Here is a 26,015-nt window from a genome sequence, read left to right as displayed (position 1 = left end):
CGCTACCGATCTTGGAGGCCTCGACGCCTACCCAAGTGCCACCACGCCGCCCAACGCGGCGACCGAGCTCACCCCCACCTCAGGTAGGAAGAGCCCCTTATCATGTCATTCTGCATAGATGGACGCCTCCTCTCGGCGCACCTGTGCAACTCCCACGCAAGGTCGAGGCGGCAGTGAACCGAGCGGCTTCTGTCACCGATTGAGCAGGATCTCGCCTACGAGAATGAGGCCATATCCAGCCACGAAGCTGACCCAAGGATCGAGTGGGAATCGCCCGGTAGCTCCAACCGCCACGATCGCTGCAGCTCGGAGTATCACTGCTAGCCCAACGGCCATGAGTACGACAGCGACTGCGACGATCACGTGACACTCTTTACGGGCCGTGGGCTCATGGCTCGAAGCGGTAGCCGATGCCGGGTTCGGTGACAAGGTGCCGCGGTCGGGTGGGATCCGCTTCGAGCTTGCGTCGCAATTGGCCGAGATAGACACGCAGGTACTGGGTTTCCTTCTCGTACTCGGGTCCCCAGACCTCGGTGAGAAGGAGTCGCTGTGTGACGAGTTGGCCTCGGTTTCGGAGGAGCACTTCGAGGATGTGCCACTCGGTCGGGGTCAGCCGGACGTCGTTCCCATTTGGGCCGATGGCCTTCTTGGCTGCGAGATCCACGCGGAAGGATGTTGTCTCGACCACGGCTGGGGAAGGGGGATTGACGCTTCGCCGCAGGGCCGCCCGGATGCGTGCGAGGAGTTCGTCCATGCCGAACGGCTTGGTTACGTAGTCGTCTGCGCCAGCGTCGAGGGCGTCTACCTTGTCCCATTGTCCATCTCTGGCGGATAGGACAACGACCGGCATGTCGCTCCAGCCACGCAGTCCGCGGATCACGTCGAGCCCGTCAAGATCGGGGAGGCTGAGGTCCAAGAGGACGAGGTCAGGGTTGTTGCGCGCCGCCAGATCGAGGGCCTCGGCGGCGGTGCCGGCGATGTCGACGTCATACTTGCGGGCTCGCAGGTTGATGCGCAGTGCACGCGCGAACTGCAGTTCGTCTTCCACGATCAGGATGCGGGTCACGCTGTCTCCAGCCCGATGGTCATGGTGAGTCCACCTCCGGGGGTCTTGGTGGCTGACAGCGTGGCTCCCATGGCATCACAGAAGCCGCGAGCGATCGCTAGGCCGAGCCCGGTGCCGGTGTGTCCTTCACGCTCGTCGAGGCGCCTGAAGGCGGTGAACATCTCTGCCCAGCGTTCCGGCGGAACACCAGGTCCGTGATCACGGACGGCGATCTCTACGCGGCTGTCGACGGCGCGAGCCCGGATCGACGTGCCAACGAGGTCGAAGCGCAGCGCGTTTGCAACCAGATTCGCGATCACACGCTCGAGCAGATCGGGATCTGCCATAAGCGTCGGTAGATCTTCGGGCACATCGACCGGAAGGTGGGTCGCGTACCCTCCCACGCTGATGAGTGCCCGGGCCACAACCTCATCGGCAACGACAGGCTGCTCGCGAACCAGCACAGCACCGGCCTGAATCCGCGTCAATGCGAGGAGGTTTGTCACCACTCCGTCAAGCCGGTCAGCGCCAACCTCAATGGTGGCAAGCAACTCAGCATGCTCCTCAGGGGACCAGTCGATGTCAGGTTGCCGTAGCGTCGAGACCGCAACCTTGATGGACGAGAGCGGCGTACGCAGGTCGTGGCTGACTGCCGCCAGGATCGCCGAGCGGGTTCGGTCGGTCTCCAGTAGTGCGCGGGCTCGCGCGGCCTGTGCAGCGCGGTTACGGGCTCCTACCTCCACGCTGACACTGACCAACACACTGACCACCACGAAGAGGAGCAGCTCAACGACGTGCTTTCGGGACACGATCTCGAAGGTGTAGTAGGGCTCAGTCAGGAAGAAGTTGGCCAGTGCAAACGAGGCGAATGCCCCGGTCACAGCCGGAGCGATGCCTCCGATGACAGCGACTCCGACGACCGCGAGCACGTAAGCCAGCATCACCACCGCGAGCGAGTCATCACTGCGGTAGGGCAAGCCCGCCATGGTTAGGGTCGGCAGGCCGACCACCACGATCGCCCAGGCCACCGCCTTGCGGCGCGCGGAAAGGACCGGGCTCTCGGTCTGTCGGTGGGCATCGACCTGCCTCAATGCACTTGGCCTCACGTCGGTCACGCTTTCACGAGGTTCGCGAGCGCCAACGATGCCTCTCCCCCGGCTCAGTGTTGGAATTGCCACGGGACCTCCGCGATCAGGACCCGATCCAGGCGGGAAAGCCGGCGAGCAAGTGTCGGGTCGTCCAGGCGGTGCAGCGAACGTTGCCACCCTCGCGCGACAGCGATGGCCGGGAAAACAACCATGACCACCGAAGCTGGATCTCGGCAACGGAGTGTGTCCACGTAGTTGACCACGGGGTCCGGATCTTCAGACGTAGGTTGTGCGCAATGGAGTGGCACATCAATCCGGCGACTCGCCCACTCCTTGACCAAGGCATCTGTGCGCCTGCCGTCAGTGCACGCATTGAGAGCAACCAGTGATCGGGGATGGTGTGCCTCAGCGAACCGCAGTGCCCTCCGAACAGATGCGTCGAAGTCGCTGACCACAAGAATGATGTGCAGATGATCCGGCTCGGCCGAGGGCCCATGCTGGTTAGGCTCGTTCTCCTCGACAACGCTGTCGGCCACTAGGTCGCGCACAAGTCGACCGAATCATGTGTGTCCCGGGAACGGGGTGGTTCCCGACGCCACCCTTACATGGAAGCCCTAAATCCTTGCGCGTTCTTTACAGCCTAGGGCCACGCAAACGGGCCGAGCCGGACCTATGCTCATGCGGTCCCGTGCCCTGGTTGGCCATGAACGTCTTGCGCGACGAGGAGGTGATCGAGATACAGCACAGGTTTGGGTACCGGCTCGTGCGCCACCCGGCACAGGCCACCGCCCTCGCTTTCGCCGTCACGATCTTTCTCGGCGCAGTCCTTCTCAGCCTGCCAGTGAGCCGCAGCGGCGACGGCTCCGCACCATTCCTCACTGCCTTGTTCACCTCGACCAGCGCCGTGTGCGTCACGGGACTCGTCACGGTGGACACCGGCACCTACTGGTCGACCTTCGGCCAGGTGGTGATCCTCGCGCTGATCCAGGTCGGAGGCTTCGGGATCATGACCCTCGCCTCTCTCCTCGGCCTGCTGGTTGCCCGTCGACTGGGCCTGCGGAGCCGCATCACAGCAGCCGCGGAGACGAAGTCGCTGGGAATCGGGGAGATCCGAAGTGTCCTTGTCGGGGTCGCGCGCATCACGCTCCTCTTCGAGGCGATCGTCGCACTGCTTCTGACCACGCGGTTCGCCTCTGAGTACGACGAGTCGCTCAGCAACGCGGCGTACCTCGGTGTGTTTCACGCGATCTCCGCGTTCAACAACGCCGGCTTTGGTCTCTACGCCGATAGCTTGATGTCCTTTGTCAACGATCCGCTGATATGCGTTCCTATAGCCACTGCTGTGATCTTCGGCGGCCTCGGATTCCCTGCGGTGCTCGAGCTCCGCAGGCACCTGATGCCGCGCGTGTGGAGTCTCCATACGAAGCTCACTGTCGGAACCACCCTGCTTCTGCTGGTCCTAGGCACCGCGTACACCTTGCTCGGCGAATGGAGTAACCCGGCCACCCTCGCGCCGATGTCTCTCTCCGAGAAGATCCACGCCGGTTTCTTCCACTCGGCGATGACCCGAACCGCCGGATTCAACAGCCTCGACATCAGCGCCATGAACGAGGGCACCTGGTTCGGCACCGTGATCTTGATGTTCATCGGCGGCGGATCGGCAGGTACCGCCGGCGGCATCAAGGTCACCACCTTTATCGTGCTCTTCTTTGTGATCCTCGCCGAGGTGCGCGGCGATAAGGACACCAACGCTTTCGACCGACGTATCGACCCACGGGCCCAGCGCCAAGCTCAGAGTGTCGCGCTGCTCGGTGTCGGTGCTGTCGTCGCCGGCACGCTCACCCTGATGCAGACGCACAACTTCTCACTCGGGCAGGCGCTGTTCGAGGCGACATCGGCGTTCGGCACTGTGGGCTTGTCCACCGGCATCACTCCCGACCTGTCTGCTGCGGGCCAGATCGTCGTTATCGCCCTCATGTTCCTCGGCCGCCTCGGGCCGATCACTCTCGTCTCTGCACTCGCGTTACGCCAACAGCAGCAGAGGTACCGACTACCAGAAGGGCGGCCAATCATTGGGTAGCAAGACCACACGCCTGCACAACAGCGTCGTCGTCATCGGCCTAGGCCGATTCGGCCGCTCACTCGCGCGCGAGGTCATGGCCGGAGGAGCAGAAGTGCTCGCCATCGACGCCGACGACCACGTCGTGCAGTCCCTCACCGGCCGACTCACCCATGTCGTCACCGCTGACAGCACCGACGAGGAGGCCCTGCGACAGCTATCCGTCCACGAGTTCCGCCGAGCTGTCGTCGCGATTGGCACGGACGTGGAGTCCAGCATCCTGACCACCTCGATCCTGGTCGACTTCGGTATCCCCAACATCTGGGCGAAGGCCATCTCCAATGCGCACGCCAAGATCCTCAGCAAGGTCGGCGCCCACCACGTCGTGCGGCCCGAGCATGACATGGGTCGCCGGGTCGCCCACCTGGTCGGAGGAAAACTGCAGGACTACATCGAGTTCGACGACGAGGGCTACGCCATCGCCAAGACGACCCCACCCAGCTACCTGTGGGGCCTGCCTCTACGGCAGAGCACACCGCGCACCAAGCACGGCGCAGCGGTCATAGGAGTAAAATCGCCTGGGCAGGGATTCATCCTTGCAACGCCTGACACGGTCATCAACCGTGGTGACACCATCATCGTCTCAGGGCAGAGGGAGGCAGTCGAACGTTTTAGCAACATGGACTAACGCGACTATCGCCTCCGGCCCGCGCCCTGTGCCGAACGGCACAAGGACAGAATCCCGAGTTTGTGCGACCAGCAGCGCCGGAAGGAGCCGTCGATGGAAGGCTGGAGGAAGGCCGCGCGGGTGGTGTTCGCGCGGCACAGCAATCCGTGGAGCATGTGGACGAGATGGGCGAGCACGCCCCTATTGCTTGTCCCAGTGTGGCGACACAGCCGGCGCGACGCCGCGCTGGTCGGCCTCTGGATGGCAATCAACCCAGTGATGTTCAGCAAACCCGCACACGACCGGGCATGGGCGACCAGGGCGGCTCTTGGCGAGGAGCAATGGATCGTCAAGCGGCCGATGGACACCGCGATGGCGGTCAACGGCGCGGCGACTGCCGCCATACTGGTCGCGATGATCGCCGCCCATCAACACCGTGCCGTACCGGCAGCCGCGGCGACAGCACTAGAGATGGGGCTGCTGATGATCTACTGGGGCCTGATGGCCCGCTACTACGACCGCAACGGGGCATGATCCAAACTGATTCGCCCTGGGTTTCGTTTCTATCGGCTTCCCTGTCCGGCGGTCGCCGGCTGGGCTGAATCAAGGTCAGCGTAGTAGGCCTGTTCGACCTCGATGGGTGTGCGGTAGTCGAGCTCGCCGTGAAGCCTGCTGTTGTTCCACCACCACACGTACTCCAGGGTGGCCAGCTCGACCTGTTCCACGGTGCGCCAGGGTCCCCGGCGGCGGATCAGCTCGGTCTTGTACAGCCCGTTGACCGCCTCGGCCAGCGCGTTGTCGAACGAGTCGCCAACCGTGCCAGTCGAGGGCTTCGCACCGAGTTCGACGATCCGATCGGTGTAGACCACCGCAAGTTAGTTCGACCCGTGATCAGCGTGATGGACCAGGCCAGCCAGCCAGATCACGACCTTCACGGTCAGCGTCCCAGGCAGCCATGTCCAGCGCCCGCAGCGGCAAGATGTCAGCACGCAGCGTCGCTGCGACGTTCCAGCCCACGATCCGCCGCGAGTACACGTCGGTGACGAACGCGACGTAGGCGAACCCGGACCAGGTCGCCACATAGGTCATGTCAGCAACCCACAGGCGCCCCGGGCCGGGCGCGGTGAAGTCGCGGTTGACCAGGTCCTTCGGCAGTGCGGCCCCGGTCTTGTCCGGGCGGGTGGTGAAGGTCTTCTTCGAGCGCTTCACCCCGCGCAGGTCCAGCTCCCGCATCAGCCTGGCGGTCTGGTCCCGGCCGATGTCCCAGCCTTGGCGTTTGAGCAGGGCGTGCATCTTCCTCACTCCGTACACGCCGTAGTTCTCAGCGTGTAGCCGGGCGACCTCGGGTTTGAGGAGCCCATCACGTAGCCGCCGTGCCGAGGGCACCCGGGTCTTCGCGGCCCGGTAACCACGCGAGGTGATGAACCCACGAACCGCCGCACCCAGGACACGGCAGATGGCCTCGACCCCGAAATGATCGCGATGTTCGTCGATGAACCGGATCATCTCGTCGTGGGACGGTCGAGCTCCTTGGCCGAACCGATTATGGCGGTTGGAACCAGAGCAATGCTTCGCGCCGCTACGGGCGATGGTTGGGCGTGATCACCGCACCTTCGATCTGGGTGACCGCGATCGGCGCCCGGCTGGCTATGCCTGGCTGCTGCGCTACGGAACCGAAACCCATCTCTTCGAGCACCTCGATGCGGCGCTCCTGGTCGACGCCTGGCCCGACCTGGCCGACACCCTTCCCCCGGAGATCCGCGCCGCATGGGCGCCACTGGTGGGTCACACCGCAGAACAGGGCATCGAGGAACTCAGCATCGCCGACGCCCGGGAATGGGACAGGAGTACCGACGCCAAACCGCTACGCACGCCAAGAAGATGCGGGTGTTTCGGCGGCTGGCCGACTACGGGCTCGACCCTGACCAGATCCGAAGCCTGATGCGGCACTGGTGAAGCTCGTCTAGGCTCCACGAGGCGAGGCGGCCGATCTCCAACCCGGCACCGGTTGCGGAGCATGGTTGTCAACGTCATCGCCGACTTGTTGTCAACGTCATCGTCGACTTGGGCGCGGGCGGCACGACGGTCCTGCTCGTCAGCGACGGCATCATCGATGTACCCGGCGCTCGATCGCGACCGCCCTCACGAGCACGTCGGACAGAACCCGAAGATCTCGATGACCGACTCGATCTCGGTGAACCCGGCCTCCCGCGCCCACCCGGCCACCATCGAGTCGATCGACTCGCCGACGACTTCGACCGCCGTCCGGCACCGGCGGCACACCAGGTGATGGTGCGGGCCGGCGGCGCAACGACGGTAGAGCGTCTCCCCGTCGAGGCCACGCACGCAGTCGACGCTGCCGGTCTCGGCGAGCAGCTGCAGGCTGCGATAGACCGTGGAGCGGCCGACGTGCTGCCCGATCCGGTTGAGCTCGTCGTAGATCACTTGGACACTGGCGAAGACCCCGAGCTCCTCGAGCACATCCAGCACGGCTCGCCGCTGCCGCGTCGCACGTGCGCCGCCCAGCACCTCGTCATCGCCGGTCCGCATGCGCTTGTCCTCAGTGAGCGTGTGGTCCGGCGAGCGCGGCCTCGACGTCGGCGCGGGTGACCTGGGCGAGTGGCTTGTGGATCTTGAACTGTTGCGGCGCGCCGGGGTGCATCAGCGCGATCACGGTCTCCGTCGGCGGGCAGCCGGGCTCGGTGCAGGCGAGCTCGGTGACCAGGATCTTGATGTCATCCTCGACGATGCCCGCGACCAGGCCACGTACGCGCGCTGAGTCTCCTGACCCTGTGCGTGCCGGCCCCGGCAGGCGGATGCGGTCCATCGTCAGCGACTCCTGACCAGGCTCAGGACGCCACCGCCGCGTACCACGACCAGAAGATTGCCGTCGAGCCAGCGAAGCGCGCGGGCGTCGTCGAACGGCAGCTTCTGCTTGGCGGTCCTGCTGCGACCGGCCGCCATGCCGGTGATGTCCCATACCCGGGCGGTGCCCTCGGAGCCGACCGAGGCGAGGATGTTGTTACGGGCCGGATTCCAGTCGAGGTCGACCACACGCTCATGGCCTTCGAGCTGGCGCGGTTGCCGGCCTCGCGGCCCCTTGCCTGCGAAGTCCCACACCGTCAGATCGGGGGCGCCGTTGTTGGCCAGCCATTGTCCGGTGCGGTCGAAGGCCAGGCGGGTGACCTTCTCGGGATAGCCCGACATGGTCAGCTCGTCGTTGTCAGCGGTGCGCCAGATGTGGACCGTGGAGTCCTGGTTGCCGCTGCATACCCACTTCCCGTTCGGGTTGGGTGCGACCTGCAGGTGTGAGCCGGCGTAGGGGAACGTGTGCACCGGCGCCGGCAGCCTGCCGTTGTGCACATAGACACCGCCGTATGCGCTGGCCAGCACATGATTGTCACGCGAGGACCACACCACGTCGGTGATCGTGCTCGGCGCGTCCTCAGAGACGTACGCCTCCTCGCCGGAGTCAGGCAGGATCAGGACCTGTTTGCCGGTCGCCACGGCGAGGTCGCCGTGGGCGTTGTAGGCAACCGCGTTGCTCCATGCCGTGCCGCCGTCGCTGCGCACCTCACCGGGAAGCGACCAGACCGCGTACCCGCGCGCACCGGCGACCGCGATCTGGTCACGGCTTGGGTGGACCGCGACCCGGATGGGCACGTCCACCGCGGTCGAGGTGCTGGCGGCGACGGTGCCCTCGGCCTCGACCCACCACACCGATCCTTCCTCAGTGGCCACCACGACACAGCCGGAGTCCCCGCCGCGGACCGCGATCGCGGTGATCTCCCCGCCGGCGACCTTAGCCTCCCAGGCGAGGTCGGAGTCGGTGCCGATGCCCATCTCGATACCGGCCGTCATGCGCCGGCCCCGATCAGGCAGGCGTTGAACTCGGCCTCGAGCTCGGCGCGGTCGAGGTTGCGGCCGATGAACACCATTCGGTTCGTACGCCTCTCGTCGCGGCCCCAGGCGCGGCCCTCGTCGCCGTCGAAGAGCATGTGGACGGCCTGGAAGACGTACTGGTTGTCCATGCCGTCGATGTTGAGGATGCCCTTGGAGCGGAAGATGTCGACGCCACGCTCGCCGAGCATCTTGCCGAGCCAGTCGTTGAGCTTCTCGACGTCGATGGCGCCCTCCGTCTCGATCCCGACCGAGGTGACGGTGAGGTCGTGCTGGTGGTCGGTCTCGGTCAGGAAGGTGGGGTCGGTCTGCAGGATCCGGTCGAGCGAGAAGGCACCGACGTCGAGGATGCTGGCCAGGTCGACCTTGGCGTGCTGGGTGGGGATGATGTCGGCCATCGCGTTGATGCTGCGCAGATGGGTGACGACCTCGTCGAGCTCGCCGAGGCCGACGAGGTCGGTCTTGTTGAGGATGAGCCGGTCGGCGAAGGCGACCTGCTCGACGGCCTCGTTCTCGACGTCCTCGGGCTTCTCCTCGAGCAGGTGATCGGTGATGTGCTTGGCGTCGACCAGGGTGATGATCGCGTCCAGGCGCAGCTGCTCGCGCAGCTCGTCGTCCATGAAGAACGTCTGCGCCACCGGGGCCGGGTCGGCGAGCCCGGTCGTCTCGATCACGATCCGGTCGAAGCGCTCGGTGCGCTTCATCAGCGTGGCCAGGATGCGGATCAGGTCGCCGCGTACGGTGCAGCAGATGCAGCCGTTGTTCATCTCGAAGATCTCTTCGTCGGAGTCGTAGACGAGGCCGTCGTCGATGCCGACCTCGCCGTACTCGTTCTCGATGACGGCGATCTTCTGGCCGTGCTCCTCGGTGAGGATCCGGTTCAGGAGGGTGGTCTTGCCGGAGCCGAGGAAGCCGGTGAGGACGGTCACCGGGACTCTCGTGTCGGTGCCGGTGTCGGTGGTGGTCATGGTGTGTCTCCTGTCGACGGGTGGATGTTCAGGGAAGTCGTCAGCGGGCAGGGATGAGCCCCATCAGGCGTTGGTGGTCACGGGCGCGGCGGAGAAGCCCGACGCCGTACGCCACGAACACCTCAGTCACCGCCACGACCGCGACCACGGGGCCGGTGGGCAGTCCGATGTGGTAGCTGACCAGCAGTCCGGTGACCGCGGCCACCACACCCAGAGCCGAGGCGGTCACCAGGCGCGGCAGGAGCCGGTCGGTCAGCTGCATCGCGGCCACCGCCGGGGCGAGGTAGAGCGTCAGGGCCATCAGCACACCGACGGTCGAGAGACCCACGACGACCAGCAGCGCGAGAGCGAGGAGGACCGCCGCATCGACCACCCCGGTGCGCACGCCGACGGTGCGGGCATGCACCGGGTCGAACGTGCTCGCCGAGAGCACCGGCAGCGCCACCCAACAGCCGACCATCACCACCGCGGACAGAGCCACCTGTGCGACGACCTCGACCCCAGTGATCGTCAGGGCGTTACCGAACAGGATGTGGGTGAGCGCACGCGGGTCGCCGGTCAAGGTGACACCGATCGCGCCCAGCGCGAAGAGGCCGTTCCCGGCGATCCCGATCGCGGAATCCTCCGGGAGCGCGGCGCGCACCACCAGCCAGGCGACCATCGAGGCCATCACGATGGCAGCCACGAAGGCGCCGAGCATCAGCGAGGCTCCGGCCAACGCGGCGCCCGCGACGCCGGCCAGCAGGGCGTGGCTCATCGCGTCGGTGAGGTAGACCAGCCGCCGGCTGGTGGCCCACACGCCCGCCACCGGGGCAGCGATGCCGAGCGCCAGACTCCCGACAGCGGCGCGCTGCATGAAGCCGTAGGAGAGCGGCTCGGTGATCAGGTCCAGCCAGGTCACACCGCCGCCCCCATCCCGAACAGCAGTCGCAGCTTGTCGGCGGCGAGCGCCTCGTCCGGGCAGCAGTCGGCCACCACACGGCCGTCGAGCCCGATCGCCCGGCCGAACGTCTTCTCGACCTCGGCGAGCTGGTGCACCGCCGCGAGCACGCAGACCCCGCGGTCGACCAGGTCGCCGAGCAGTCCCTCAAGCAGGCCGATACCGGTGCGGTCCAACCCCTCGTATGGCTCGTCGAGCAGCAGCAGCCGGGGCTCCTGGGCCAGGGCCCGGGCGAGCAGCACGCGCTGCCCCTGCCCTCCGGAGAGGCTGCTGACAGGCCGGTCGGCGAGCTCGCTGAGCCCGAGACGGTCGAGCGCGTCGTCGATGACCTCGCGATCGGCCGCCGAGGGCCGTCGCCACCAGCGCGAGCCGCGCAGCCGTGCGGCAGCCACCACCTGGCGTACGTCCAGGGGAAGGTCCCAGCGGGGATGTGCCCGCTGGGGCACGTACGCGACATGCTCACGCGCCACCGGGCAGGTGATCTCCCCGTGGTGGGGCAGCACACCGGCCAGGGCGGCCAGCAGTGTCGACTTCCCGGCGCCGTTGCGACCGATGAGTGCGACCATCTCCCCGGCGTACAGGCTGACGGAGACGTCGCGGAGCGCGATCTTGGAGCCGTAGTGGACCGCGAGGCCGGAGGTGGTCAGCACCGGGTGGCTGTGGTCGGGCGAGGTCATCGGCAGTCCAGACCCGTACGAAGCCGCTCGAGGTTGCCACGCATGACGGTGAGGTAGTCGCCGTCCTCTGGCGCGAACTCCATCACCGCGAGCAGGTCGGTGCCGGCGCCGATCTCGCGCGCCACGGTCTCGGCGAGCTTCGGCGGCAGCGCCTCCTCGAAGAAGACCGTCTTCGCCCCGGCGTCGCGGGCCGAGTCGGTGATCTCGGCCAGGGTCGCTGGGTCGGGCTCGTCGTCGGGCGAGAGCCCGGCGATCGGCACTTGGGTGAGGCCGTAGGCCTCGGCGAGGTACCCGAAGGCCGCGTGCGAGGTCACGATCGTGGTGGCGGCACAGTCGGCCAGCCCGTCACGGAACTCACCGTCGAGCGCCTCCAGGTCCTTCGCCAGCACCTCCTGGTTGGCACGGTAGGTGTCAGCGTGGTCGGGGTCTGCCTCGGCGAACGCCGCGGCCACAGCCTCGGACAGCACCACCATCTCGGCGGGGTCCAGCCACACGTGCGGGTCGTGGCTGCCCTCGTGCTCGTCTTCCGCGTGCTCTTCCTCGTGCTCGTCGCCGTGCTCGTCACGCGAGTGCTCGTCGCCGTGGGCGGGCGGCGGAAGCAGACTCACGCCCTCGGCCTCGAGCAGGTCGACGGTCACGGCGTCCTCCGGCAGATCCGCGATCGCATCCTCGACGTCTGGCTGATAGCCGTCGCCGAGATAGAGAACGACGTCGGTGGCCTCCAGGCCCGCGCGCGCCTTGCCGTCGAGAGTGAGGTCATGCGGTTCGGTGCCGGCCGGCGTCAGACCGGTGACCTCGGCCGTGTCACCGCCGACCCGCTCGGCGAGGAACTCGAGGGCGTACAGGCTCGCGGAGACGGCGAGCCTGTCGTCGCCACCGCGGCCTGCCCCGCAGGCGGAGGTGGCAGCCAGGGCGCCGACACACAGAAGGATTGCGGACGTACGGCGTGCAAGGATCACGGCATGAACGCTAATGAGAATGATTCTGATTTGCAATACGCCTACTGATCTCAGCACAATTCGCATCAATGATTGCTAATGTGTTGATGTAACCGAACCTAAAGGGGGAACCATGACCGTCACCCACGACGTTCACACCGAGCACGATCACCAGCACGCACCCGACTGCGGCCACGTCGCCGTCGAGCACGACGGCCACGTCGACTACCTGCACGACGGCCACGCCCACCATGCGCACGATGGCCACTACGACGAGCACGACCTCAGCGTCCACGTCACCGCGACCCCTCACGACCACCAACACGGCGAGAGCTGCGGCCACGAGACCGTGCAGCACGGCGACCACGTCGACTACGTTCATGACGGCCACCGCCACGCCGCGCACGACGGCCACTACGACGAGCACTGACAGCCGTCGGTGACAGAACAAAGCGAGAGCAGGAAGCGAGCCGGCGAAGATGTGCCGGTCGAGCGGCTCTACGGACCGGTCAGCAGCCTCTTCGCCGCGCTCGCCGCTCCGCTGCGCGCTGCCATCATCCACCGCCTCATCGAGCGCGAGCACAGCGTGAGCGAGCTCGCCACCACCCTCGGAGCCGCCCAGCCGCTCATCTCACAGCATCTGAGCCGCCTCCGCTACGCCGGCCTGATCCAGAGCGAGCGTCGCGGCCGCCAGGTGATCTACCGCATCGCCGACGAGCACGTCGCCCACGTGTTCCTCGACGCCTACCGGCACAGCGTCGAGCACCGGACGGACTGATCAGACGGCGAACCGATTGAGGCGGTACGCCTGCCCCGCCCGCATCCGCGACATGACCACGCTCATCAGTCGCAGCCTGAGCGGGAACCTGCGGCGTACCTCATCCGGCGACTCACCGAGCGTGCGCGACTCCAGCAACTGGACCCCGGGCGCCCACGCCTCGATCTCGGCAGGGTCGTCACAGCCCCAGTCGATAGGGCGGGATCAGAAGGGTCCCTGCACCAGCCCCAACCCCACCTTCGACCTCATCGTGCTCCCTTCCGGACCAGGCCCCAGCTGGGCCCGGCGATGCTCAGCGAGAATCCGGCGGCGGCGAGCTCTGTACCCAGGGTCTCGGACGTCAGCGACTCCCATGGGCCAGTGAAACGCTCAGAGCGGATGACGCGGCCGCGGTCCTTGACGACGTACTCGCTCAGGAAAGCGTCGGACTCGGGCGTCTCCAGATGGTGCACCTCGTAGAGATACCTCCCGACCCGCCGATCCGCGACCACCGGCCCCTCCGCGAGCACATCCGGAGTGAAGGTCACCAGCCCGACGACCTCCGCGATCGAGTGGGCCGCGAGCCAACCGAAGGTCGACTTCCGAGTCGGCGGGTCGAGATGGCCGAGCATGTGTGCGCAGACGAACCCGGCGACCCGCTGCTCGCCCACGCAGGTGCCCAGAGCATCAGGGACTCGGCCGGCGATCACGGTGACCCGATCAGCGAGATCAGGATTGGCCTCCGACACGCGTCATCAGGGCCGTACGCATCATCCGCGAGGGCTCGATCGAGACGACGGTCGCGGCCGTCTCGGCCGCGATCACCTGCGTACCCATCCCTGTGCCCGCTCCGAGCTCCAGCACCACGGCATCCGCTGTCAGACCGCCGACGACCTCCCGGACCGACTGCCGCAGTCGCTCCCACGGCTCCTTCATGAAGAGATCGTGGAACTCGGCGAGGTTGTCGTAGAGATCAGCAGTCATGACCAGCCCTTCGCATCTGAGGAGAGGGTTCTCACCATCCCACAACCGAAATCAAATGAGAACCGTTATCATTAGTTCGACGTATCCGGCGTCTCGTCTGCACCAACCCCTGGCCGCAGCACGGGCCTTGATCGAGCTACCCCTACGACCCAGGAGCGAGACCACATGACCGCGGCCGTCCGCCCCGGCCTCATCGGCGTGCTGGCCGGAACCTCGACGATGGGCGACGACATCTCCGCACTGGCCCATCTGCTCGACGTGCAGTTCTGGCTGATGGGACGCGACGTCGCGCACCCCGATGGCAATTTGCTGCAGCGCCTCGGGTTCGAGCGGCAGACGACCGCCGACCCGTCAGTCCCGGCTCGCTACCGGCGCTGCGAGCCCGACCCGGAAGTGATCATCTGGCGCTGCGGCCTCCTTCTCCGCGTGCCACAGCACGACTGCCTCCTGCTGCGCGGATGCGAGCCCGTACTGGTCGGATCAGAGGTCGCCGCGATGCACAACCCGGTCGACGTCGGGGCCGCTCGCGCCCATAGCACCCGGGCCCCGGCTCAGGCGATCAAGACGTCGGCGACATGGTTCGCTTCATACGAGGCCTCGATCGCCGATATCGCCGGCGTCAGGCATCGGGACGCCCCGCCGCGGATCCGGCCCGCATTGGCACCGCCCGAGCCGTGCTCCCTTGAGCGCGCCTGGCGTCAGCTGGCCTGCACACTGGACGATTGATCAGCAGGCAGATGACGGACACCCAGAACAGGACCACCCCAAGGCAGCGCTCCCCCGCGGTGTCGTGGGTCTACATCTGGCTCAAACGGCGTGGCAAATCGCCCGAGGAGTCGTCCGGAACCTCGAGCGCGCACACAGCGCACACCGATCCCCTACGGTGGGCATGTGGACCTTCCAGTGATGCCGCCGATCCTGCCAATGCTGGCCAAGCCAGCATCGCTTGAGAAGGTGCTTTCGATGGCACCAAACGTCCAACTGGAACCAAAGTGGGACCAGTTCTGATCGAATGGTGGCCCCTTCCACACGTGCTGGATCTGGTGTCGAGTGGCCACATACAGACCGATTGACAACATTTGTTCCAGTTATTGGGTACAATCGTTGTCGTGGCGGATGCGACGCTGGCCAAGCTCGGCAAGATCGCGGAGCGGCGGTGGGGACTGGTCACCACCGCCCAGGCTGACGACGCGGGCGTATCCCGCAAGCAGCTGTCCCGGATGGCCTCGAGCGGTGCGCTCGAACGTGTGGCCCAGGGTGTCTACCGTGTCGCCGGCGCGCCGCCGCTGCGCCACGAGGCGATCTACACCACCTGGCTAGCACTGGGAGGCGCGGCATCTCCGCGAACCGCAGCCGGCGTCGCGCCGGTTGTCGCCGCAGGACAGACCGCAGCCGTGGTACATGGGATGGGCGACTTCCTCCTCGATGGCCTCGACTTCATCGTTCCCTCTCGCAAAGGCACGCGACTGCCCGACGTACGCCTACGCATCGGCGAACTGTCGCGATCTGAAGTGATCCCGGTCGACGGCCTCCCCACACTGACTGTTGAACGGACGATTGCCGACCTCGTGGCCATCGGCACCGACACCTCGCTTGTCGCCGACGCCCTACGCGACGCCGTACGCAGCGACAGGCTCACCGCACCGAACACCCTGGTCACCTATCTCTCCCCTATAGCGCAACGCCACCGAACGGATGGCCGAACCCTGGCCAACAATCTTTTCGACCTCGCCGGCGTCACCCCAGAAGGCTGGAACCGTGACTGATCAGGAGACCTACCGCGACTGGCGATCGCTCGAACTGGCCATCAAAGAAGCAGCGAAGAAGGCAGCCAAAGCAGCCGGTCCCAACGTGAGCGCCGCGAGGATCGACGCGCAGATCCGCCAAGCCCGCTTCGATCGGTTTCTCTGCCGCGTCTTTGCAGATGGCGAGCACTCCGAGTGGCTACTCAAAGGTGGCATGAGCATGCTCGCCCGCGTGCCGCGCTCGCGCACAACCAAAGACATGGACCTGGCCGCGCAGCGCGCCGAAGACCTCGACTCGGCCACTCACGCACTGACCGATCTGGTCGACATCGATCTCGGCGACCATCTCACCTTCCGGCTCATCGGTTCTGCCCCCACCGGCCTTGGCGACAACCAGCCGGGCGTTGCCACCCGCCGCTTCACGTTCGCATGTTTCGACGCCGACCACGACACCCAGATCGACACCATGACCGTCGACGTGGTGGTCGGCCCGCCACCGGTAGGTCGGCCCGAGATCGTCGAACCAGCCAACCGACTCCGTCTGCGCAAACCACTCATCACTCACCGCTACCGTCTCTACCCCGTCGTCGATCAGATCGCCGACAAGGTCTGCGCAACCATGGACACCAACTATCCCGGCGGCAAACGCAGCAGCCGCGTCAAGGATCTTGTCGACCTCGTCGTGCTTGCCCGCACCCAGACCGTCGAACTGACCGAACTGAGGTCCGCGATCGAGGCCAAACGCGCACTCAGCGGCATCGAGCTCTTCTCCCACTTCGATACCCCGTCCGACTGGGCGCGTACGTATCAGACAACGGCCAAGGGCGTGCCCCTCGCGTCGGACATGACCGCGGCCACCGCTTCCGATCTGGTCGTAACCTTCATCGACCCCGCACTGGACACCGCCTCCGACACTGCGACCTGGAGCCCCGACCGCCTCACCTGGACCTCCGACGCCACCGAATGAAGCAGCGACCAGCCACAGGCTGACCTATGGTGGCAAACGTGGACCTGCCCGTGATGCCACCCATCAAGCCGATGCTCGCCAAGCCCGGCTCTGCCTCCATCCTCAAGACGCTCGAGAACGTCCAACTGGAACCAAAGTGGGACGGGTTCCGGTGCATCGTGTTCAAGGACGGTGACGAGGTGGAGCTGGCCTCGCGCAACACCAAGCCGCTGACGCGCTACTTCCCCGAGGTGGTCGAGGCGCTGCGGAAGGCGCTGCCGGAGAAGATCGTGCTCGACGGGGAGATCTTCGTGGCGATCGGCAACCGGCTGGAGTTCGAGGTGCTGCAGCAGCGGATCCACCCGGCCAAGTCGCGGATCGACCTGCTGGCGGAGGAGACGCCGGCTGCGTACGCGGCCTTCGATCTGCTCGCGGTCGGCGAGGAGAGCTTCGTGGAGAAGCCGCTGATCGAGCGGCGGGCGGCGCTCGAGGAGATCTTCTCGACCGTGACCTCGGACAACGTCCATCTGTGCACGACGACGACCGACCCGGCGACCGCCCAGGAGTGGTTCACCCGGTTCGAGGGCGCCGGGCTGGACGGGGTGATGGCCAAGCCGCTGGACGCGCCCTACTCCCCCGACAAGCGGACGATGCTGAAGATCAAGCACTCGCGTACGGCCGACGTGGTCGTCGCGGGCTATCGCGAGCACAAGACCTCCACGCCGGAGAAGCCGCTGCTCGGGAGCCTGCTGCTGGGCCTGTACGCACCTGGGGAGGACGGCCAGCCGGAGCTGCAGCACATCGGGGTCTCAGCCTCCTTCACCGCCGCGCGACGCGCCGAGCTGTGGCAAGAGATGCAGGAGCTGGTGGTCCCGATCGAGGAGCACCCGTGGGGCCGCTGGCAGGAGTTCTTGACCGCCAACCCCGACCGCGTCCCCGGCACCCAGAGCCGCTGGTCGCAGGGGAAGGACCTGTCCTTCACGCCACTGCGCCCGGAGCGGGTGCTCGAGGTGGGCTACGACCACATGGAGGGACGCCGCTTCCGGCACACGGCTCAGTTCAAGCGCTGGCGCCCCGACAGGGACCCGGAGTCGTGCGGTTACGAGCAGCTCGAGGAACCCGTGGCGTACGAGCTGTCCGAAGTGCTCGGAGGTGCGTCTAAATCCGGCTAGTGTCGGAGACATGAGCTACGACGTCGTACTCCTGGTCGAGCAGGCAATCACCCTCGACGACGCGACCCGGGTCCACTCCCTCCACGAGGGAGTCGAGGACCCGGTCTACCACGTGCTGCTGCCCTTGGAGGACGCCGCCGCACGGATCGAGTCGGCGATGGGAACGCTCAGCGCGGCCGAATATCTCGGCTCGGCCATGATCATGAACGAGATCGACCTCGACGCGGTGCGCGAGGAGGCCAAGGAGGAGGCCGAGAAGGCCCTCGCCCAGACCCTCGAGGCCCTGAAGACGTCCGGCGCCTCCGCCCACGGCGAGCTCGTCCAGGACCCGGTCAAGGCGCTGCGCGCCAAGGTGGCGGCGGTCGACGGGCGGGAGGCGATCATCATGACCCGGCCGCACGTGGTGGCCGAGTTCTTCCACGTCGACTGGACCCATCAGGCCCGGCGCCACCTCCACGTCCCGGTGCTGCATCTGATCGAGCACGAGAACTTCGACGAACAGGCCGGTGAAGGCGAGGGGATCAACGGAATGTGAGGCGATTTGCCTCCATTACCCCGAAATCCGCAAAAGTGATAGGCGCCACAGCAAAGGTTACCGCCCTGTTACCGGGTTCGCGTGGCAGTTGTGGGACACGTTCCCCTAGTATCTTGGGGTCCGCTGTTCCGGGGGGATCCAGCGACAAGGAAGTGCCTGCTCGTGCGATCGGGGGATCCGCGCGGAGCGGGCACTTCTGCTATTTGTCGCCGATCCGGTTGCCCTCCTCGTCCCAGTGGGACGCCACCTTCTTGCTGGGCTGAACCCGCGGCGGCTCCCCCGGCATCTTCGGGTAGTCGGGCGGGAAGTTGAGCTCGCCCCCGGGCAGCTTCTCCCAGAGCTCGAGCAGCGGCGTGAGGTCGTACGCCTCGTCGTCGATCTGCGCCCAGCGGTCGCCGTCGGCGAGGAAGTCGGGGACGGTGAAGAGGTTGAGGTCGCGGGGGTCGTCGAGCTCGGCGAGCTCCTCCCAGGTGAGTGGGGTGGAGACCGGGGCGCCGGGCTTGGGCCGCAGCGAGTAGGCGCTCGCGATCGTGCGGTCGCGGTTGTTCTGGTTGAAGTCGACGAAGATGCGCTCGCCACGCTCCTCCTTCCACCACGCCGTCGTCACTCCCCCGTCACGGCGCTCCAGCTCGCGACCGAACCCGATCGCGGCGTGACGCAGCTCCTCGAAGGTCCACTCGGGGCGGATGCGTACGTAGATGTGTACGCCGCGGTTGCCGCTGGTCTTCGCGAAACCGCGCAGGCCGAGCTCCTCGAGGGTCTCCCGGGCGACGCCGGCGACCCGCACGACGTCGGCGAAGTCGGTGCCGGGCTGTGGGTCGAGGTCGATGCGCAGCTCGTCGGGGTGGTCCACGTCAGCTCGGCGGACGGGCCAGGGGTGGAAGGTGAGCGTGCCCATCTGGGCGCACCAGACCGGGATCGCAGGCTCGGTGGGACAGATCTCCTTGGCGGTACGCCCCGACGGGAAGGTCACCTGGACCTCTTCGAGGTAGTCGGGCGCGCCTTTGGGCGTGCGCTTCTGGTAGAAGCCGTCGCCCTCCTTGTCGGTCGGCCCGGTGGCCAGCTTCATGCCCTCGCGCCAGCCGTCGGGCCAGCGCTCCAGGGCGGTCGGGCGCTCGCGCAGCGCCCGCATCAGCGGATCACCGACGGTCGCGAAGAACTCCGCGACCATCAGCTTGGTGACCTCCGGGGTGCGGTCGGTCGCCTCGTAGATCACCCGGTCCGGGCTGGAGATCCGCACCTCGCGCTCGCCTGCCTGCACATGTGCCGCCGGTGTCTTCGCCATGGCGACAACCTAGCCCGATCGACACCCCGCCCCCAGCGAAATCGCCCGGACGAACCCGCAACTCGCTGGCCAGCCCGGCCCGAGACCGGCATGATCCGCTCCAACGTACGTCGACCGCACGATCTCGGAGGACCCCCACATGTCGACTCGAACCACGGCGCTGGCCGCCGCCACGGCGGCCCTCGCCGCCGCCATCACCCTCGGCCTCACCGGCGCTCCCGCGACGGCGAGCGCCGACCCGGAGTGCGGGACCGTCGCCTCGCCCGACACCCGGGTGGAGCACACCCGGCTGACCGAACCGGCGGTCACCGACATCCTGGCCCGCTCCGGGTTCGACGACGTCGCCGGCGCGGTGCGTACGGCCGTCTGCGAGGCAGGCAACAGCAAGGCGGCCACCGCTGCGGCGCGGCTCGCGGGCGAGGCACTGTGGCAGCGTGCGGTCGACCGCGTCCAGGGACGAGGCGACGCAGGCGGCGACCTGCCCCGCAGCGACGACCGTCCGCTCTACTGGGCGCGTCTCGCCGGCGAGCTCGAGATCGCCCGCGTGGCCCCGGCATTCCCGAGCTGGTCCGAGGAGGCCCGGGCCAAGGTGCTGACCGCCTTCGACCGGAGCTCTCGCGGGATCGAGTCGACCGCCTTCGTGGGCGGCGAGTCCGGCCGGTCACGGCAGGTGCTCGCCTCCGGATTCGACCCCTTCACCCTGGATCGCAACATCCGCCAGTCCAACCCGTCGGGCGCGACCGCACTGGCGATGGACGGGCGCGTCGTCCAGACGGCGAAGGGGCCCGTCGAGATCCAGACCGTGGTGTTCCCGGTGCTGTGGGAGCCGTTCGCCCAGGGCATCGTCGAGCGCGCCTTCCTGCCGCACCTGGTCCCCGGCAAGCGCGACGTGGACACCGCCGTCACCATCAGCCAGGGCCGCGCGGGCCGCTTCGACCTGGAGGTCTGGAACGGCGCCCACCGCGGCACCTTCCCCGACAACGACCGGGTCAGCGTCAACGAGACGATCCCGATCCCCGAAGACCTGCCGCATGCCACCCCGCAGCCGCAGTGGACCCGGACCACGCTGCCGGTCGAGGCGATGAAGACGGCCGTGCCCGGCACGTTCCCGGTGAACATCAACCGCGTCGTCACCGAGATCCCGGCGGGGTCGACGGAGCCGGTCACCCGGGAGGATCCGACGCCGGGCTCCACGGCGGTCGCCGGTGGCGGCGGTGACTACCTGTCCAACGAGTCGGCCTACCGCACCACCGCCCTCCGCGACGCGCTCGAGGCGGACACCAAACAGGGCCACATCCACGTACCGATCCTCAACGGGGACGCCAACGGCGAGCCGCTGGCCGACATGCGGGCCGACATCGTCGCCCAGACTCTCGCCCTGGTGGCGGCCGCGGCAACGAGCTGATCCGGAGATGCCCGAACGAACGGGCCGCCTCCTGCACCGTTTTCATGCCCCCGGGCGTACTGAGGGCATGAGAACAGCAAAGGTCAGGCCTATCTCGGGTGCGGCCCTTGTGATCGTCAGCATCTTCGTCCTCAGCGCCTGCGGCGGATCGGACGGTTCCGACGAGTCCGCCGACGCCGGCTCGGCGCCGGTCGAGTCGTTGGCCGATTCATCGGCCGGGAAGGCGGCAGGTCCGGAGATGGCTGAGCAGGACGCGGATGCGGCGGCACCGGAGCAGGCCGTCGCGAAGGCGTCGATCATCTCGACTGGCTCGGTCGCACTCAGCGCGAAGGACGTCGGAAAGACGCGTACGCAGGTGCAGCACGTCTCCGACAAATATGCCGGCCAGGTCACCGAGCAGGAGACCAGCGACAGCGACGACGACGGTCCCCGCTATGCCCGGATGGTGCTGCGGATCCCCTCGAAGTCGTTCGACGACGCGATGGCCGACCTCGAGGAAACCGCCACCCTGGTCGACTCCAACACCACGACCACCGACGTCACCACCCAGGTCGTCGACACCGAGGTGCGGGTCAAGAACGCCCGCACGAGCATCGAGAGGATCCGTACGCTCCTGTCCCGAGCCGAGCGGATCGGCGACGTCATCTCGATCGAGTCCGAGCTCGCCCGGCGCGAGGCAGACCTCAACTCCCTGCTCGCCCAGCAGGCGGCGCTCGAGGACCAGACGTCACTGTCGACCATCACAGTCACCATCGACAGGGCCGGCCCCGGCGGCTCCTCCGACGACGACCCCGGGTTCCTGGCCGGACTGAGCGCCGGTTGGGACGCTCTGGGCGCCTCCGCCCGCGTCCTCGCGGTCGCCCTCGGCGCCATCGTCCCGTGGCTGCCGGTCGTCCTGCTCCTCGCCGTGCCCGTGTGGCTCCTCTCCCGGCGCCGGAGGCACGCGGTCACCGCCGCTCCCGCTGCCGCTCCTGCCGCCGCCCCCGGCACCGGCCCGACGGAGGAATAACCGGTCGAGATCGGGGTGCTCGACGGCGTACGTTCTGAGCATGAGCGCCCTCGAGCATCCCGGTCTCGTCTTCCGCAGCCTCGACCCGTTCGACGGGGACGAGGCCCAGCTCAAGGGGTGGTACGAAGCCACCCGGCGCGGCTTCCACCAGTCGCGGGGCAGCGACGACGGGATCAAGGTCTGGCGCGACCACATCCGCACCGACTCGGTGACGGTGCTGGGTGCGTGGACGGAGAGCTCGGAGTTCTCCTCCGCCACGATGCCGGTCGCGACCTTCTCGTCGTGGACGTCGCCGATCAACGTGGGCGGCGGTGCCAGCCTGCCGGCGCTGCTGATCAGCGACGTGACCGTCTCCCCCACCCACCGGCGCCAGGGACTGCTGCGCAAGCTGATGACGGTCTCGCTCGCCGACGCGGTCGCCGCGGGCGTGCCGCTGGCCGCGCTGACCGTCTCGGAGGGCTCGATCTACGGCCGCTTCGGGTTCGGCACGGCGACGCACCTGCGCCAGGTCGAGGTCGATGTGACCTCGAAGTTCCGCTACCGGCCCGAGGTGCCTGACGACGACGGTTCGGTGACGCTGATCGAGCCGGCCGACGCCTGGAAGACGGTCGCCGAGATCTACGCCACCTTCCAAGAGCGCACCCGCGGCTCGGTCACCCGGCCACAGTTCTACGAGCCCTGGCTCTCCAGCGGCTACGACTTCGACAGCGACTCCAAGGGCGAGTCCAAGCAGCGCACCGCGCTGCACCTGGACGCCTCCGGCACGCCCGACGGCTACGTCGTCTACAAGACCGCCGACGAGCGCAACGACTCCGGGCTGCGGATGGCCAAGGTCGTCGACATGGTCGCGCTGACGCCCGCGGCCTACCTCCGGCTGTGGCGGTTCCTCGCCGACATCGACCTCGTGGAGCGGGTGGCGTGGCACAAGGCACCCGTGCAGGATCCGCTCTACTGGGCGCTCGCGGAGCCGTTCGCGGTCAAGAGCGCCGAGCTCGACGACATGCTGTGGATGCGCGTTCTCGATGTACCGACGGCCCTCCGGGCACGACCCTGGTACGCCGCAGGCGAGGTCGTCCTCGGCGTCGAGGACCCGCTCGGACACGCCGACGGCTCCTGGCGGATCGCGGTCACGGACGGCGTCGCCGAGGTCACCCGGACCGATGCCGCGCCGACCGTGACGCTCGCCGCTGACACCCTGGGCGCCCTGTACCTCGGCGGCGTCGACGTACGCACCCTGGCAGCCGCCGGCCGGATCACGGGCTCGCCCGAGGCGGTCGAGACCTGGGCGGCGATGGCCGACGGCGGCCCGCTGCCCTACTGCATCACCGGCTTCTGACGGCTCAGTCGCGTCCCGGCTCGGCGCCGATCAGAGTGATCCGGTCGCCGCGAAAGTGGTAGTGGTGCATCGCGTCCAGCCGCGGGGCGTACGCATGCAGACTGAGCGCCGGGCGCGAGCCCACGTTGCGTACGTCATGGACGTGGCCGGCGGCGTGCGCCCGGGCGTCGCCGGGGCCGATGTCGGCGAGCTGCAGGCCGCCGAGCCAGTTGTGCTCGACCAGGCTGCCGGTGAGCACGGTGAAGGCGGTGGTCGCGGTGCCGTGGTCGTGGAAGCCGGTGCTGGCACCGGGCGCCCAGGCGATCAGCCACACCTCGACAGCGTCGTCGCGGTGGACCAGGTGGAACTCGCGCCCGGTCCGGGGCGGCTGCACCTGTGCGATCAGGTCGTCATCGGCGTAGGTGCGGAGTGCGTCCAGCAGGGGCTGTGTGGCGAGTGCGGTCATGGTGGCCTCCTCCAGAAGCGTCGTGGATTTAAGTATAGTATATCACTCTACTTTGGCAATGGAGTTCTGCTCCCACCCCAGACGTACCATTTCAACCATGGGTTACAACGTGGAGAAGTCCGACGAGGAGTGGCGGGCAGAGCTGACGCCCGAGGAGTACGCGGTGCTGCGCCAGGCCGGCACCGAGCGGGCGTTCACGGGTGAATACACCGACACCGAGACCAAGGGCGTTTACTCGTGCAAGGCCTGCAAGGCCAAGCTCTTCGAGTCGGACACCAAGTTCCACTCCGGCTGTGGCTGGCCGTCGTTCTACCAGCCGATCAGCGACACCGTGGAGTATGTCGAGGACAAGTCCCACGGCATGGACCGTGTGGAGGTCCGCTGCGCCAACTGCGGCTCCCACCTCGGCCACGTCTTCCCCGACGGCTACGGCACGCCGACCGGCGACCGGTTCTGCATCAACTCGATCTCGATCTCGCTGGAGCCCGCGGACCAGGCCTGATCCGGCTAGCGTGGCGCCGTGACTGTGCGGATCGCCATGTGGTCGGGACCGAGGAACCTATCCACGGCGCTGATGCGCTCGTTCGAGAACCGGCCGGACTGCACGGTCGTCGACGAGCCGCTGTACGCCGCCTACCTCTCCGCCACCGGCCTCGACCATCCTGGCCGTGATGATGTGCTCGCCTCCCAGCCGAACGACTGGCGGGTCGTGGCCAAGGAGATCACGTCCGGCCCGGTCGGCTCGGCGGTGCAGTACCAGAAGCACATGACCCATCACCTTCTCCCGGAGATGGACCACGCCGCCTTCGCCGGGCTGTCGCACGCGTTCCTGGTCCGCGACCCGGAGCGAGTGCTGACGTCGTACGCGAAGGTCCGCGAGGAGCCGACGCTGGAGGACCTCGGACTGCCGCAGCAGGTGGCGCTCTTCGAGGAGTTCGGCGGGCCGGTGGTCGATGCCGCCTCGATACTGGCGTCCCCGCGCGCGGCTCTCGTCGGGCTGTGCGAGGCGCTGGGGATCGGGTTCGACGAGGCGATGCTGTCGTGGCCGGCCGGCCGCCGCGACTCCGACGGCGTGTGGGCTCCGCACTGGTACTCCGGGGTGTGGGCGTCGACCGGGTTCGCCGCCTCCTCCCCGGGCGCGGACGACCCGCTGCCCTCGCGCCTGGCGCCGCTGCTGGAGCGCTGCCTTCCCTACTACGATCGCCTCGCCCCCTATGTCATGAGAGTTGACTGATGCTGCAGACATACGACCCTCGCAACGACGATCTCCAGGTCTGGATCAACGGCGAGCTCACCCACCGCCTGGAGGCGCGGATCTCGCCGTTCGACTCCCTCGCGCAGGGCGGTGACGGCGTCTGGGAGGGCCTGCGGCTCACCCGGGGACGCATCTTCAAGCTCGACGAGCACCTGCTCCGGCTGCGTCGCTCCGCACGGGCGATGGCCTTCTCCGACATCCCGTCGGACGCGTTCATGACCGAGGCGATCCGGGAGTGCCTGGCCGCCAACGGGATGCACGACGACGTCCACATCCGGCTCACCCTCTCGCGCGGGGTCAAGGTGACCTCCGGCATGGACCCGCGGCTCAACCAGTCGGGTCCGACCCTGATCGTGCTGGCCGAGTTCAAGTCGCCGGTCTACGACGACTCGGGGATCACGCTGATCACCGCGGCCCAGCGCCGCCCCCGCGCCGACATGCTCGACCCGAAGATCCACCACAACAACCTGATCCCCTCGATCCTGGCCAAGGTCGAGGCCAACAACGCGGGCGCCGACGACGCGCTGATGCTCGACGACGCCGGCTTCATCGCCGAGACCAACGCCACCCACTTCTTCCACGTACGCGACGGGGTGCTGCGCACCTCGACGACCCGCGCCTGCCCCGAGGGGATCACCCGCGCCACCGTCCTGGACCTCGCCGCCGAGCTGGGCCTTCCGCTGGACGTCGGCGACTTCTCGCTCACCGACGCCCACACGGCCGACGAGGCCTTCGTCACCGGCACGATGGGCGGCATCACCCCGGTCGTCTCTCTCGACGGCCGCACCATCGAGCGTGGCCCGGTGACGCAGCAGCTCGCCAAGGCGTACGCGGACCTTCAGGCGACGACCGGGACGGT

32 protein-coding genes are annotated in these 26,015 nt (G+C 67.5%); 17 read left to right on the top strand and 15 right to left on the bottom strand.

Going from position 1 to position 26,015, the window contains the following annotated elements; genetic code table 11:
* Window positions 1-388 precede the first annotated feature (388 nt).
* Together ACFVJS_RS12655 and ACFVJS_RS12650 are read right to left on the bottom strand one after the other, a co-directional pair.
* Window positions 389-1,066 (bottom strand): response regulator, encoded by a 678-nt coding sequence (locus ACFVJS_RS12655; RefSeq protein ID WP_378880293.1) that lies wholly within the window; start codon window positions 1,064-1,066, stop codon window positions 389-391.
* Window positions 1,063-2,160, bottom strand: a complete 1,098-nt coding sequence (locus tag ACFVJS_RS12650; protein WP_378880291.1) for an ATP-binding protein — start codon at window positions 2,158-2,160, stop codon at window positions 1,063-1,065. Before ACFVJS_RS12650 ends, ACFVJS_RS12655 begins: the two co-directional genes overlap by 4 nt.
* Window positions 2,161-2,836: 676 nt before the next feature.
* Between ACFVJS_RS12650 and ACFVJS_RS12645 the strand changes: the two genes are divergently transcribed.
* The 3 genes from ACFVJS_RS12645 to ACFVJS_RS12635 all read left to right on the top strand — a co-directional run bounded on the left by ACFVJS_RS12645 (window position 2,837) and on the right by ACFVJS_RS12635 (window position 5,393).
* Window positions 2,837-4,213, top strand: a complete 1,377-nt coding sequence (locus ACFVJS_RS12645) for a TrkH family potassium uptake protein (RefSeq protein ID WP_378880288.1) — start codon at window positions 2,837-2,839, stop codon at window positions 4,211-4,213.
* On the top strand, window positions 4,206-4,880 hold the full coding sequence (locus ACFVJS_RS12640; protein WP_378880285.1) for a potassium channel family protein: 675 nt from the start codon (window positions 4,206-4,208) through the stop codon (window positions 4,878-4,880). The genes ACFVJS_RS12645 and ACFVJS_RS12640 overlap by 8 nt, the downstream gene beginning before the upstream one ends.
* Window positions 4,881-4,973: 93 nt before the next feature.
* Entirely contained in the window at window positions 4,974-5,393 is a 420-nt protein-coding gene (locus ACFVJS_RS12635) for a DUF6653 family protein (RefSeq protein ID WP_378880282.1), read from the top strand.
* 29 nt (window positions 5,394-5,422) lie between these two features.
* On the opposite strand, the gene ACFVJS_RS12630 is transcribed toward ACFVJS_RS12635, so the two are convergent.
* Complete coding sequence (locus tag ACFVJS_RS12630) at window positions 5,423-5,728, bottom strand: integrase core domain-containing protein (RefSeq protein WP_378880279.1); 306 nt, start codon at window positions 5,726-5,728, stop codon at window positions 5,423-5,425.
* A gap of 22 nt (window positions 5,729-5,750) precedes the next feature.
* The gene (locus tag ACFVJS_RS12625; RefSeq protein WP_378880277.1) at window positions 5,751-6,365 is read right to left on the bottom strand and encodes an IS3 family transposase; all 615 of its coding nucleotides are present in this window, start codon (window positions 6,363-6,365) and stop codon (window positions 5,751-5,753) included.
* On the opposite strand from ACFVJS_RS12625, the gene ACFVJS_RS12620 reads away from it, so the two are divergent.
* Window positions 6,352-6,801 (top strand): hypothetical protein, encoded by a 450-nt coding sequence (locus ACFVJS_RS12620; RefSeq protein ID WP_378880274.1) that lies wholly within the window; start codon window positions 6,352-6,354, stop codon window positions 6,799-6,801. The two genes, ACFVJS_RS12625 and ACFVJS_RS12620, sit on opposite strands and share 14 nt — an antisense overlap.
* Window positions 6,802-7,001: 200 nt before the next feature.
* Here ACFVJS_RS12620 and ACFVJS_RS12615 read toward each other — a convergent pair whose 3' ends face one another.
* From ACFVJS_RS12615 to ACFVJS_RS12585, 7 genes are read right to left on the bottom strand one after another with little or no spacing between them, the layout of a single operon-like run.
* A complete protein-coding gene (locus ACFVJS_RS12615) occupies window positions 7,002-7,409 on the bottom strand; it encodes a Fur family transcriptional regulator (protein WP_378880272.1) in 408 nt (135 codons plus the stop codon).
* A 10-nt stretch (window positions 7,410-7,419) separates the two neighbouring features.
* Window positions 7,420-7,686: a hypothetical protein gene (locus tag ACFVJS_RS12610; RefSeq protein WP_378880270.1), complete on the bottom strand. Its 267-nt coding sequence runs from the start codon at window positions 7,684-7,686 to the stop codon at window positions 7,420-7,422.
* Window positions 7,687-7,688: 2 nt separating this feature from the next.
* Complete coding sequence (locus tag ACFVJS_RS12605) at window positions 7,689-8,720, bottom strand: WD40 repeat domain-containing protein (RefSeq protein ID WP_378880268.1); 1,032 nt, start codon at window positions 8,718-8,720, stop codon at window positions 7,689-7,691.
* Entirely contained in the window at window positions 8,717-9,727 is a 1,011-nt protein-coding gene (locus tag ACFVJS_RS12600; RefSeq protein WP_378880266.1) for a CobW family GTP-binding protein, read from the bottom strand. The genes ACFVJS_RS12605 and ACFVJS_RS12600 overlap by 4 nt, the downstream gene beginning before the upstream one ends.
* Window positions 9,728-9,767: 40 nt before the next feature.
* Window positions 9,768-10,628: a metal ABC transporter permease gene (locus ACFVJS_RS12595; protein ID WP_378880264.1), complete on the bottom strand. Its 861-nt coding sequence runs from the start codon at window positions 10,626-10,628 to the stop codon at window positions 9,768-9,770.
* Complete coding sequence (locus tag ACFVJS_RS12590) at window positions 10,625-11,344, bottom strand: metal ABC transporter ATP-binding protein (RefSeq protein ID WP_378880262.1); 720 nt, start codon at window positions 11,342-11,344, stop codon at window positions 10,625-10,627. Before ACFVJS_RS12590 ends, ACFVJS_RS12595 begins: the two co-directional genes overlap by 4 nt.
* Window positions 11,341-12,303, bottom strand: a complete 963-nt coding sequence (locus tag ACFVJS_RS12585) for a metal ABC transporter substrate-binding protein (protein ID WP_378880260.1) — start codon at window positions 12,301-12,303, stop codon at window positions 11,341-11,343. The genes ACFVJS_RS12590 and ACFVJS_RS12585 overlap by 4 nt, the downstream gene beginning before the upstream one ends.
* Before the next feature lie 112 nt (window positions 12,304-12,415).
* Between ACFVJS_RS12585 and ACFVJS_RS12580 the strand changes: the two genes are divergently transcribed.
* Window positions 12,416-12,712: a hypothetical protein gene (locus ACFVJS_RS12580; protein ID WP_378880258.1), complete on the top strand. Its 297-nt coding sequence runs from the start codon at window positions 12,416-12,418 to the stop codon at window positions 12,710-12,712.
* Between the two features lie 9 nt (window positions 12,713-12,721).
* Window positions 12,722-13,060, top strand: a complete 339-nt coding sequence (locus tag ACFVJS_RS12575) for an ArsR/SmtB family transcription factor (RefSeq protein WP_378880256.1) — start codon at window positions 12,722-12,724, stop codon at window positions 13,058-13,060.
* Between the two features lie 245 nt (window positions 13,061-13,305).
* Here ACFVJS_RS12575 and ACFVJS_RS12570 read toward each other — a convergent pair whose 3' ends face one another.
* Together ACFVJS_RS12570 and ACFVJS_RS12565 are read right to left on the bottom strand one after the other, a co-directional pair.
* Complete coding sequence (locus ACFVJS_RS12570; protein WP_378880254.1) at window positions 13,306-13,788, bottom strand: hypothetical protein; 483 nt, start codon at window positions 13,786-13,788, stop codon at window positions 13,306-13,308.
* Window positions 13,769-14,023 (bottom strand): hypothetical protein, encoded by a 255-nt coding sequence (locus ACFVJS_RS12565; protein ID WP_378880253.1) that lies wholly within the window; start codon window positions 14,021-14,023, stop codon window positions 13,769-13,771. Before ACFVJS_RS12565 ends, ACFVJS_RS12570 begins: the two co-directional genes overlap by 20 nt.
* A 165-nt stretch (window positions 14,024-14,188) precedes the next feature.
* Between ACFVJS_RS12565 and ACFVJS_RS12560 the strand changes: the two genes are divergently transcribed.
* The 5 genes from ACFVJS_RS12560 (at window position 14,189) to ACFVJS_RS12540 (ending at window position 18,421) form a co-directional block, all read left to right on the top strand.
* Window positions 14,189-14,749, top strand: a complete 561-nt coding sequence (locus tag ACFVJS_RS12560) for a hypothetical protein (protein WP_378880251.1) — start codon at window positions 14,189-14,191, stop codon at window positions 14,747-14,749.
* 383 nt (window positions 14,750-15,132) lie between these two features.
* Window positions 15,133-15,789, top strand: coding sequence for a type IV toxin-antitoxin system AbiEi family antitoxin domain-containing protein (locus tag ACFVJS_RS12555; protein WP_378880249.1), 657 nt, complete (start codon window positions 15,133-15,135; stop codon window positions 15,787-15,789).
* A complete protein-coding gene (locus ACFVJS_RS12550) occupies window positions 15,782-16,735 on the top strand; it encodes a nucleotidyl transferase AbiEii/AbiGii toxin family protein (RefSeq protein WP_378880246.1) in 954 nt (317 codons plus the stop codon). Before ACFVJS_RS12555 ends, ACFVJS_RS12550 begins: the two co-directional genes overlap by 8 nt.
* A gap of 38 nt (window positions 16,736-16,773) precedes the next feature.
* Window positions 16,774-17,886, top strand: a complete 1,113-nt coding sequence (locus tag ACFVJS_RS12545) for an ATP-dependent DNA ligase (RefSeq protein WP_378880244.1) — start codon at window positions 16,774-16,776, stop codon at window positions 17,884-17,886.
* 10 nt (window positions 17,887-17,896) lie between these two features.
* Window positions 17,897-18,421 carry a hypothetical protein gene (locus ACFVJS_RS12540; RefSeq protein WP_378880241.1) on the top strand — a complete coding sequence of 175 codons (525 nt, stop codon included), beginning with the start codon at window positions 17,897-17,899 and terminating at the stop codon, window positions 18,419-18,421.
* Window positions 18,422-18,620: 199 nt separating this feature from the next.
* Here the strand turns inward: ACFVJS_RS12540 and ACFVJS_RS12535 are convergent, their stop codons facing one another.
* On the bottom strand, window positions 18,621-19,706 hold the full coding sequence (locus tag ACFVJS_RS12535; RefSeq protein WP_378880238.1) for a DNA polymerase domain-containing protein: 1,086 nt from the start codon (window positions 19,704-19,706) through the stop codon (window positions 18,621-18,623).
* A gap of 139 nt (window positions 19,707-19,845) precedes the next feature.
* Here ACFVJS_RS12535 and ACFVJS_RS12530 point away from each other — a divergent pair, with 139 nt between their 5' ends.
* From ACFVJS_RS12530 to ACFVJS_RS12520, 3 genes are all read left to right on the top strand, one after another.
* Window positions 19,846-21,111 (top strand): hypothetical protein, encoded by a 1,266-nt coding sequence (locus ACFVJS_RS12530; RefSeq protein WP_378880235.1) that lies wholly within the window; start codon window positions 19,846-19,848, stop codon window positions 21,109-21,111.
* 109 nt (window positions 21,112-21,220) lie between these two features.
* A complete protein-coding gene (locus tag ACFVJS_RS12525) occupies window positions 21,221-22,120 on the top strand; it encodes a DUF4349 domain-containing protein (protein WP_378880232.1) in 900 nt (299 codons plus the stop codon).
* A 40-nt stretch (window positions 22,121-22,160) separates the two neighbouring features.
* Window positions 22,161-23,456, top strand: coding sequence for a GNAT family N-acetyltransferase (locus ACFVJS_RS12520; RefSeq protein WP_378880229.1), 1,296 nt, complete (start codon window positions 22,161-22,163; stop codon window positions 23,454-23,456).
* A 4-nt stretch (window positions 23,457-23,460) separates the two neighbouring features.
* On the opposite strand, the gene ACFVJS_RS12515 is transcribed toward ACFVJS_RS12520, so the two are convergent.
* A complete protein-coding gene (locus tag ACFVJS_RS12515; protein ID WP_378880226.1) occupies window positions 23,461-23,901 on the bottom strand; it encodes a cysteine dioxygenase in 441 nt (146 codons plus the stop codon).
* A 97-nt stretch (window positions 23,902-23,998) separates the two neighbouring features.
* On the opposite strand from ACFVJS_RS12515, the gene msrB reads away from it, so the two are divergent.
* From msrB to ACFVJS_RS12500, 3 genes are all read left to right on the top strand, one after another.
* Window positions 23,999-24,403 (top strand): peptide-methionine (R)-S-oxide reductase MsrB, encoded by a 405-nt coding sequence (gene msrB, locus ACFVJS_RS12510; RefSeq protein ID WP_378880224.1) that lies wholly within the window; start codon window positions 23,999-24,001, stop codon window positions 24,401-24,403.
* A gap of 18 nt (window positions 24,404-24,421) precedes the next feature.
* Entirely contained in the window at window positions 24,422-25,135 is a 714-nt protein-coding gene (locus ACFVJS_RS12505) for an HAD family hydrolase (protein WP_378880221.1), read from the top strand.
* On the top strand, window positions 25,135-26,015 hold an 881-nt coding region (locus ACFVJS_RS12500), incomplete at its 3' end, for an aminotransferase class IV (RefSeq protein ID WP_378880218.1). The genes ACFVJS_RS12505 and ACFVJS_RS12500, both read left to right, overlap by 1 nt.

The organism is Nocardioides sp. NPDC057772, assembly GCF_042798075.1.
Classification (GTDB): Bacteria; Actinomycetota; Actinomycetes; order Propionibacteriales; family Nocardioidaceae; genus Nocardioides.
This window is presented reverse-complemented; position numbering and strand designations above follow the sequence as displayed.

What these genes read in the sequence shown, in the direction of transcription:
- ACFVJS_RS12645 (WP_378880288.1), top strand. Translation starts at nt 2,837, where the DNA reads ATGAACGTCTTGCGCGACGAGGAGGTGATCGAGATACAGCACAGGTTT.
- ACFVJS_RS12635 (WP_378880282.1), top strand. Translation starts at nt 4,974, where the DNA reads ATGGAAGGCTGGAGGAAGGCCGCGCGGGTGGTGTTCGCGCGGCACAGC.
- ACFVJS_RS12620 (WP_378880274.1), top strand. Translation starts at nt 6,352, where the DNA reads ATGAACCGGATCATCTCGTCGTGGGACGGTCGAGCTCCTTGGCCGAAC.
- ACFVJS_RS12625 (WP_378880277.1), bottom strand. Translation starts at nt 6,365, where the DNA reads ATGATCCGGTTCATCGACGAACATCGCGATCATTTCGGGGTCGAGGCC.
- ACFVJS_RS12615 (WP_378880272.1), bottom strand. Translation starts at nt 7,409, where the DNA reads ATGCGGACCGGCGATGACGAGGTGCTGGGCGGCGCACGTGCGACGCGG.
- ACFVJS_RS12610 (WP_378880270.1), bottom strand. Translation starts at nt 7,686, where the DNA reads ATGGACCGCATCCGCCTGCCGGGGCCGGCACGCACAGGGTCAGGAGAC.
- ACFVJS_RS12605 (WP_378880268.1), bottom strand. Translation starts at nt 8,720, where the DNA reads ATGACGGCCGGTATCGAGATGGGCATCGGCACCGACTCCGACCTCGCC.
- ACFVJS_RS12600 (WP_378880266.1), bottom strand. Translation starts at nt 9,727, where the DNA reads ATGACCACCACCGACACCGGCACCGACACGAGAGTCCCGGTGACCGTC.
- ACFVJS_RS12590 (WP_378880262.1), bottom strand. Translation starts at nt 11,344, where the DNA reads ATGACCTCGCCCGACCACAGCCACCCGGTGCTGACCACCTCCGGCCTC.
- ACFVJS_RS12580 (WP_378880258.1), top strand. Translation starts at nt 12,416, where the DNA reads ATGACCGTCACCCACGACGTTCACACCGAGCACGATCACCAGCACGCA.
- ACFVJS_RS12565 (WP_378880253.1), bottom strand. Translation starts at nt 14,023, where the DNA reads ATGACTGCTGATCTCTACGACAACCTCGCCGAGTTCCACGATCTCTTC.
- ACFVJS_RS12560 (WP_378880251.1), top strand. Translation starts at nt 14,189, where the DNA reads ATGACCGCGGCCGTCCGCCCCGGCCTCATCGGCGTGCTGGCCGGAACC.
- ACFVJS_RS12540 (WP_378880241.1), top strand. Translation starts at nt 17,897, where the DNA reads ATGAGCTACGACGTCGTACTCCTGGTCGAGCAGGCAATCACCCTCGAC.
- ACFVJS_RS12535 (WP_378880238.1), bottom strand. Translation starts at nt 19,706, where the DNA reads ATGGCGAAGACACCGGCGGCACATGTGCAGGCAGGCGAGCGCGAGGTG.
- ACFVJS_RS12530 (WP_378880235.1), top strand. Translation starts at nt 19,846, where the DNA reads ATGTCGACTCGAACCACGGCGCTGGCCGCCGCCACGGCGGCCCTCGCC.
- ACFVJS_RS12520 (WP_378880229.1), top strand. Translation starts at nt 22,161, where the DNA reads ATGAGCGCCCTCGAGCATCCCGGTCTCGTCTTCCGCAGCCTCGACCCG.
- ACFVJS_RS12515 (WP_378880226.1), bottom strand. Translation starts at nt 23,901, where the DNA reads ATGACCGCACTCGCCACACAGCCCCTGCTGGACGCACTCCGCACCTAC.
- msrB (WP_378880224.1), top strand. Translation starts at nt 23,999, where the DNA reads ATGGGTTACAACGTGGAGAAGTCCGACGAGGAGTGGCGGGCAGAGCTG.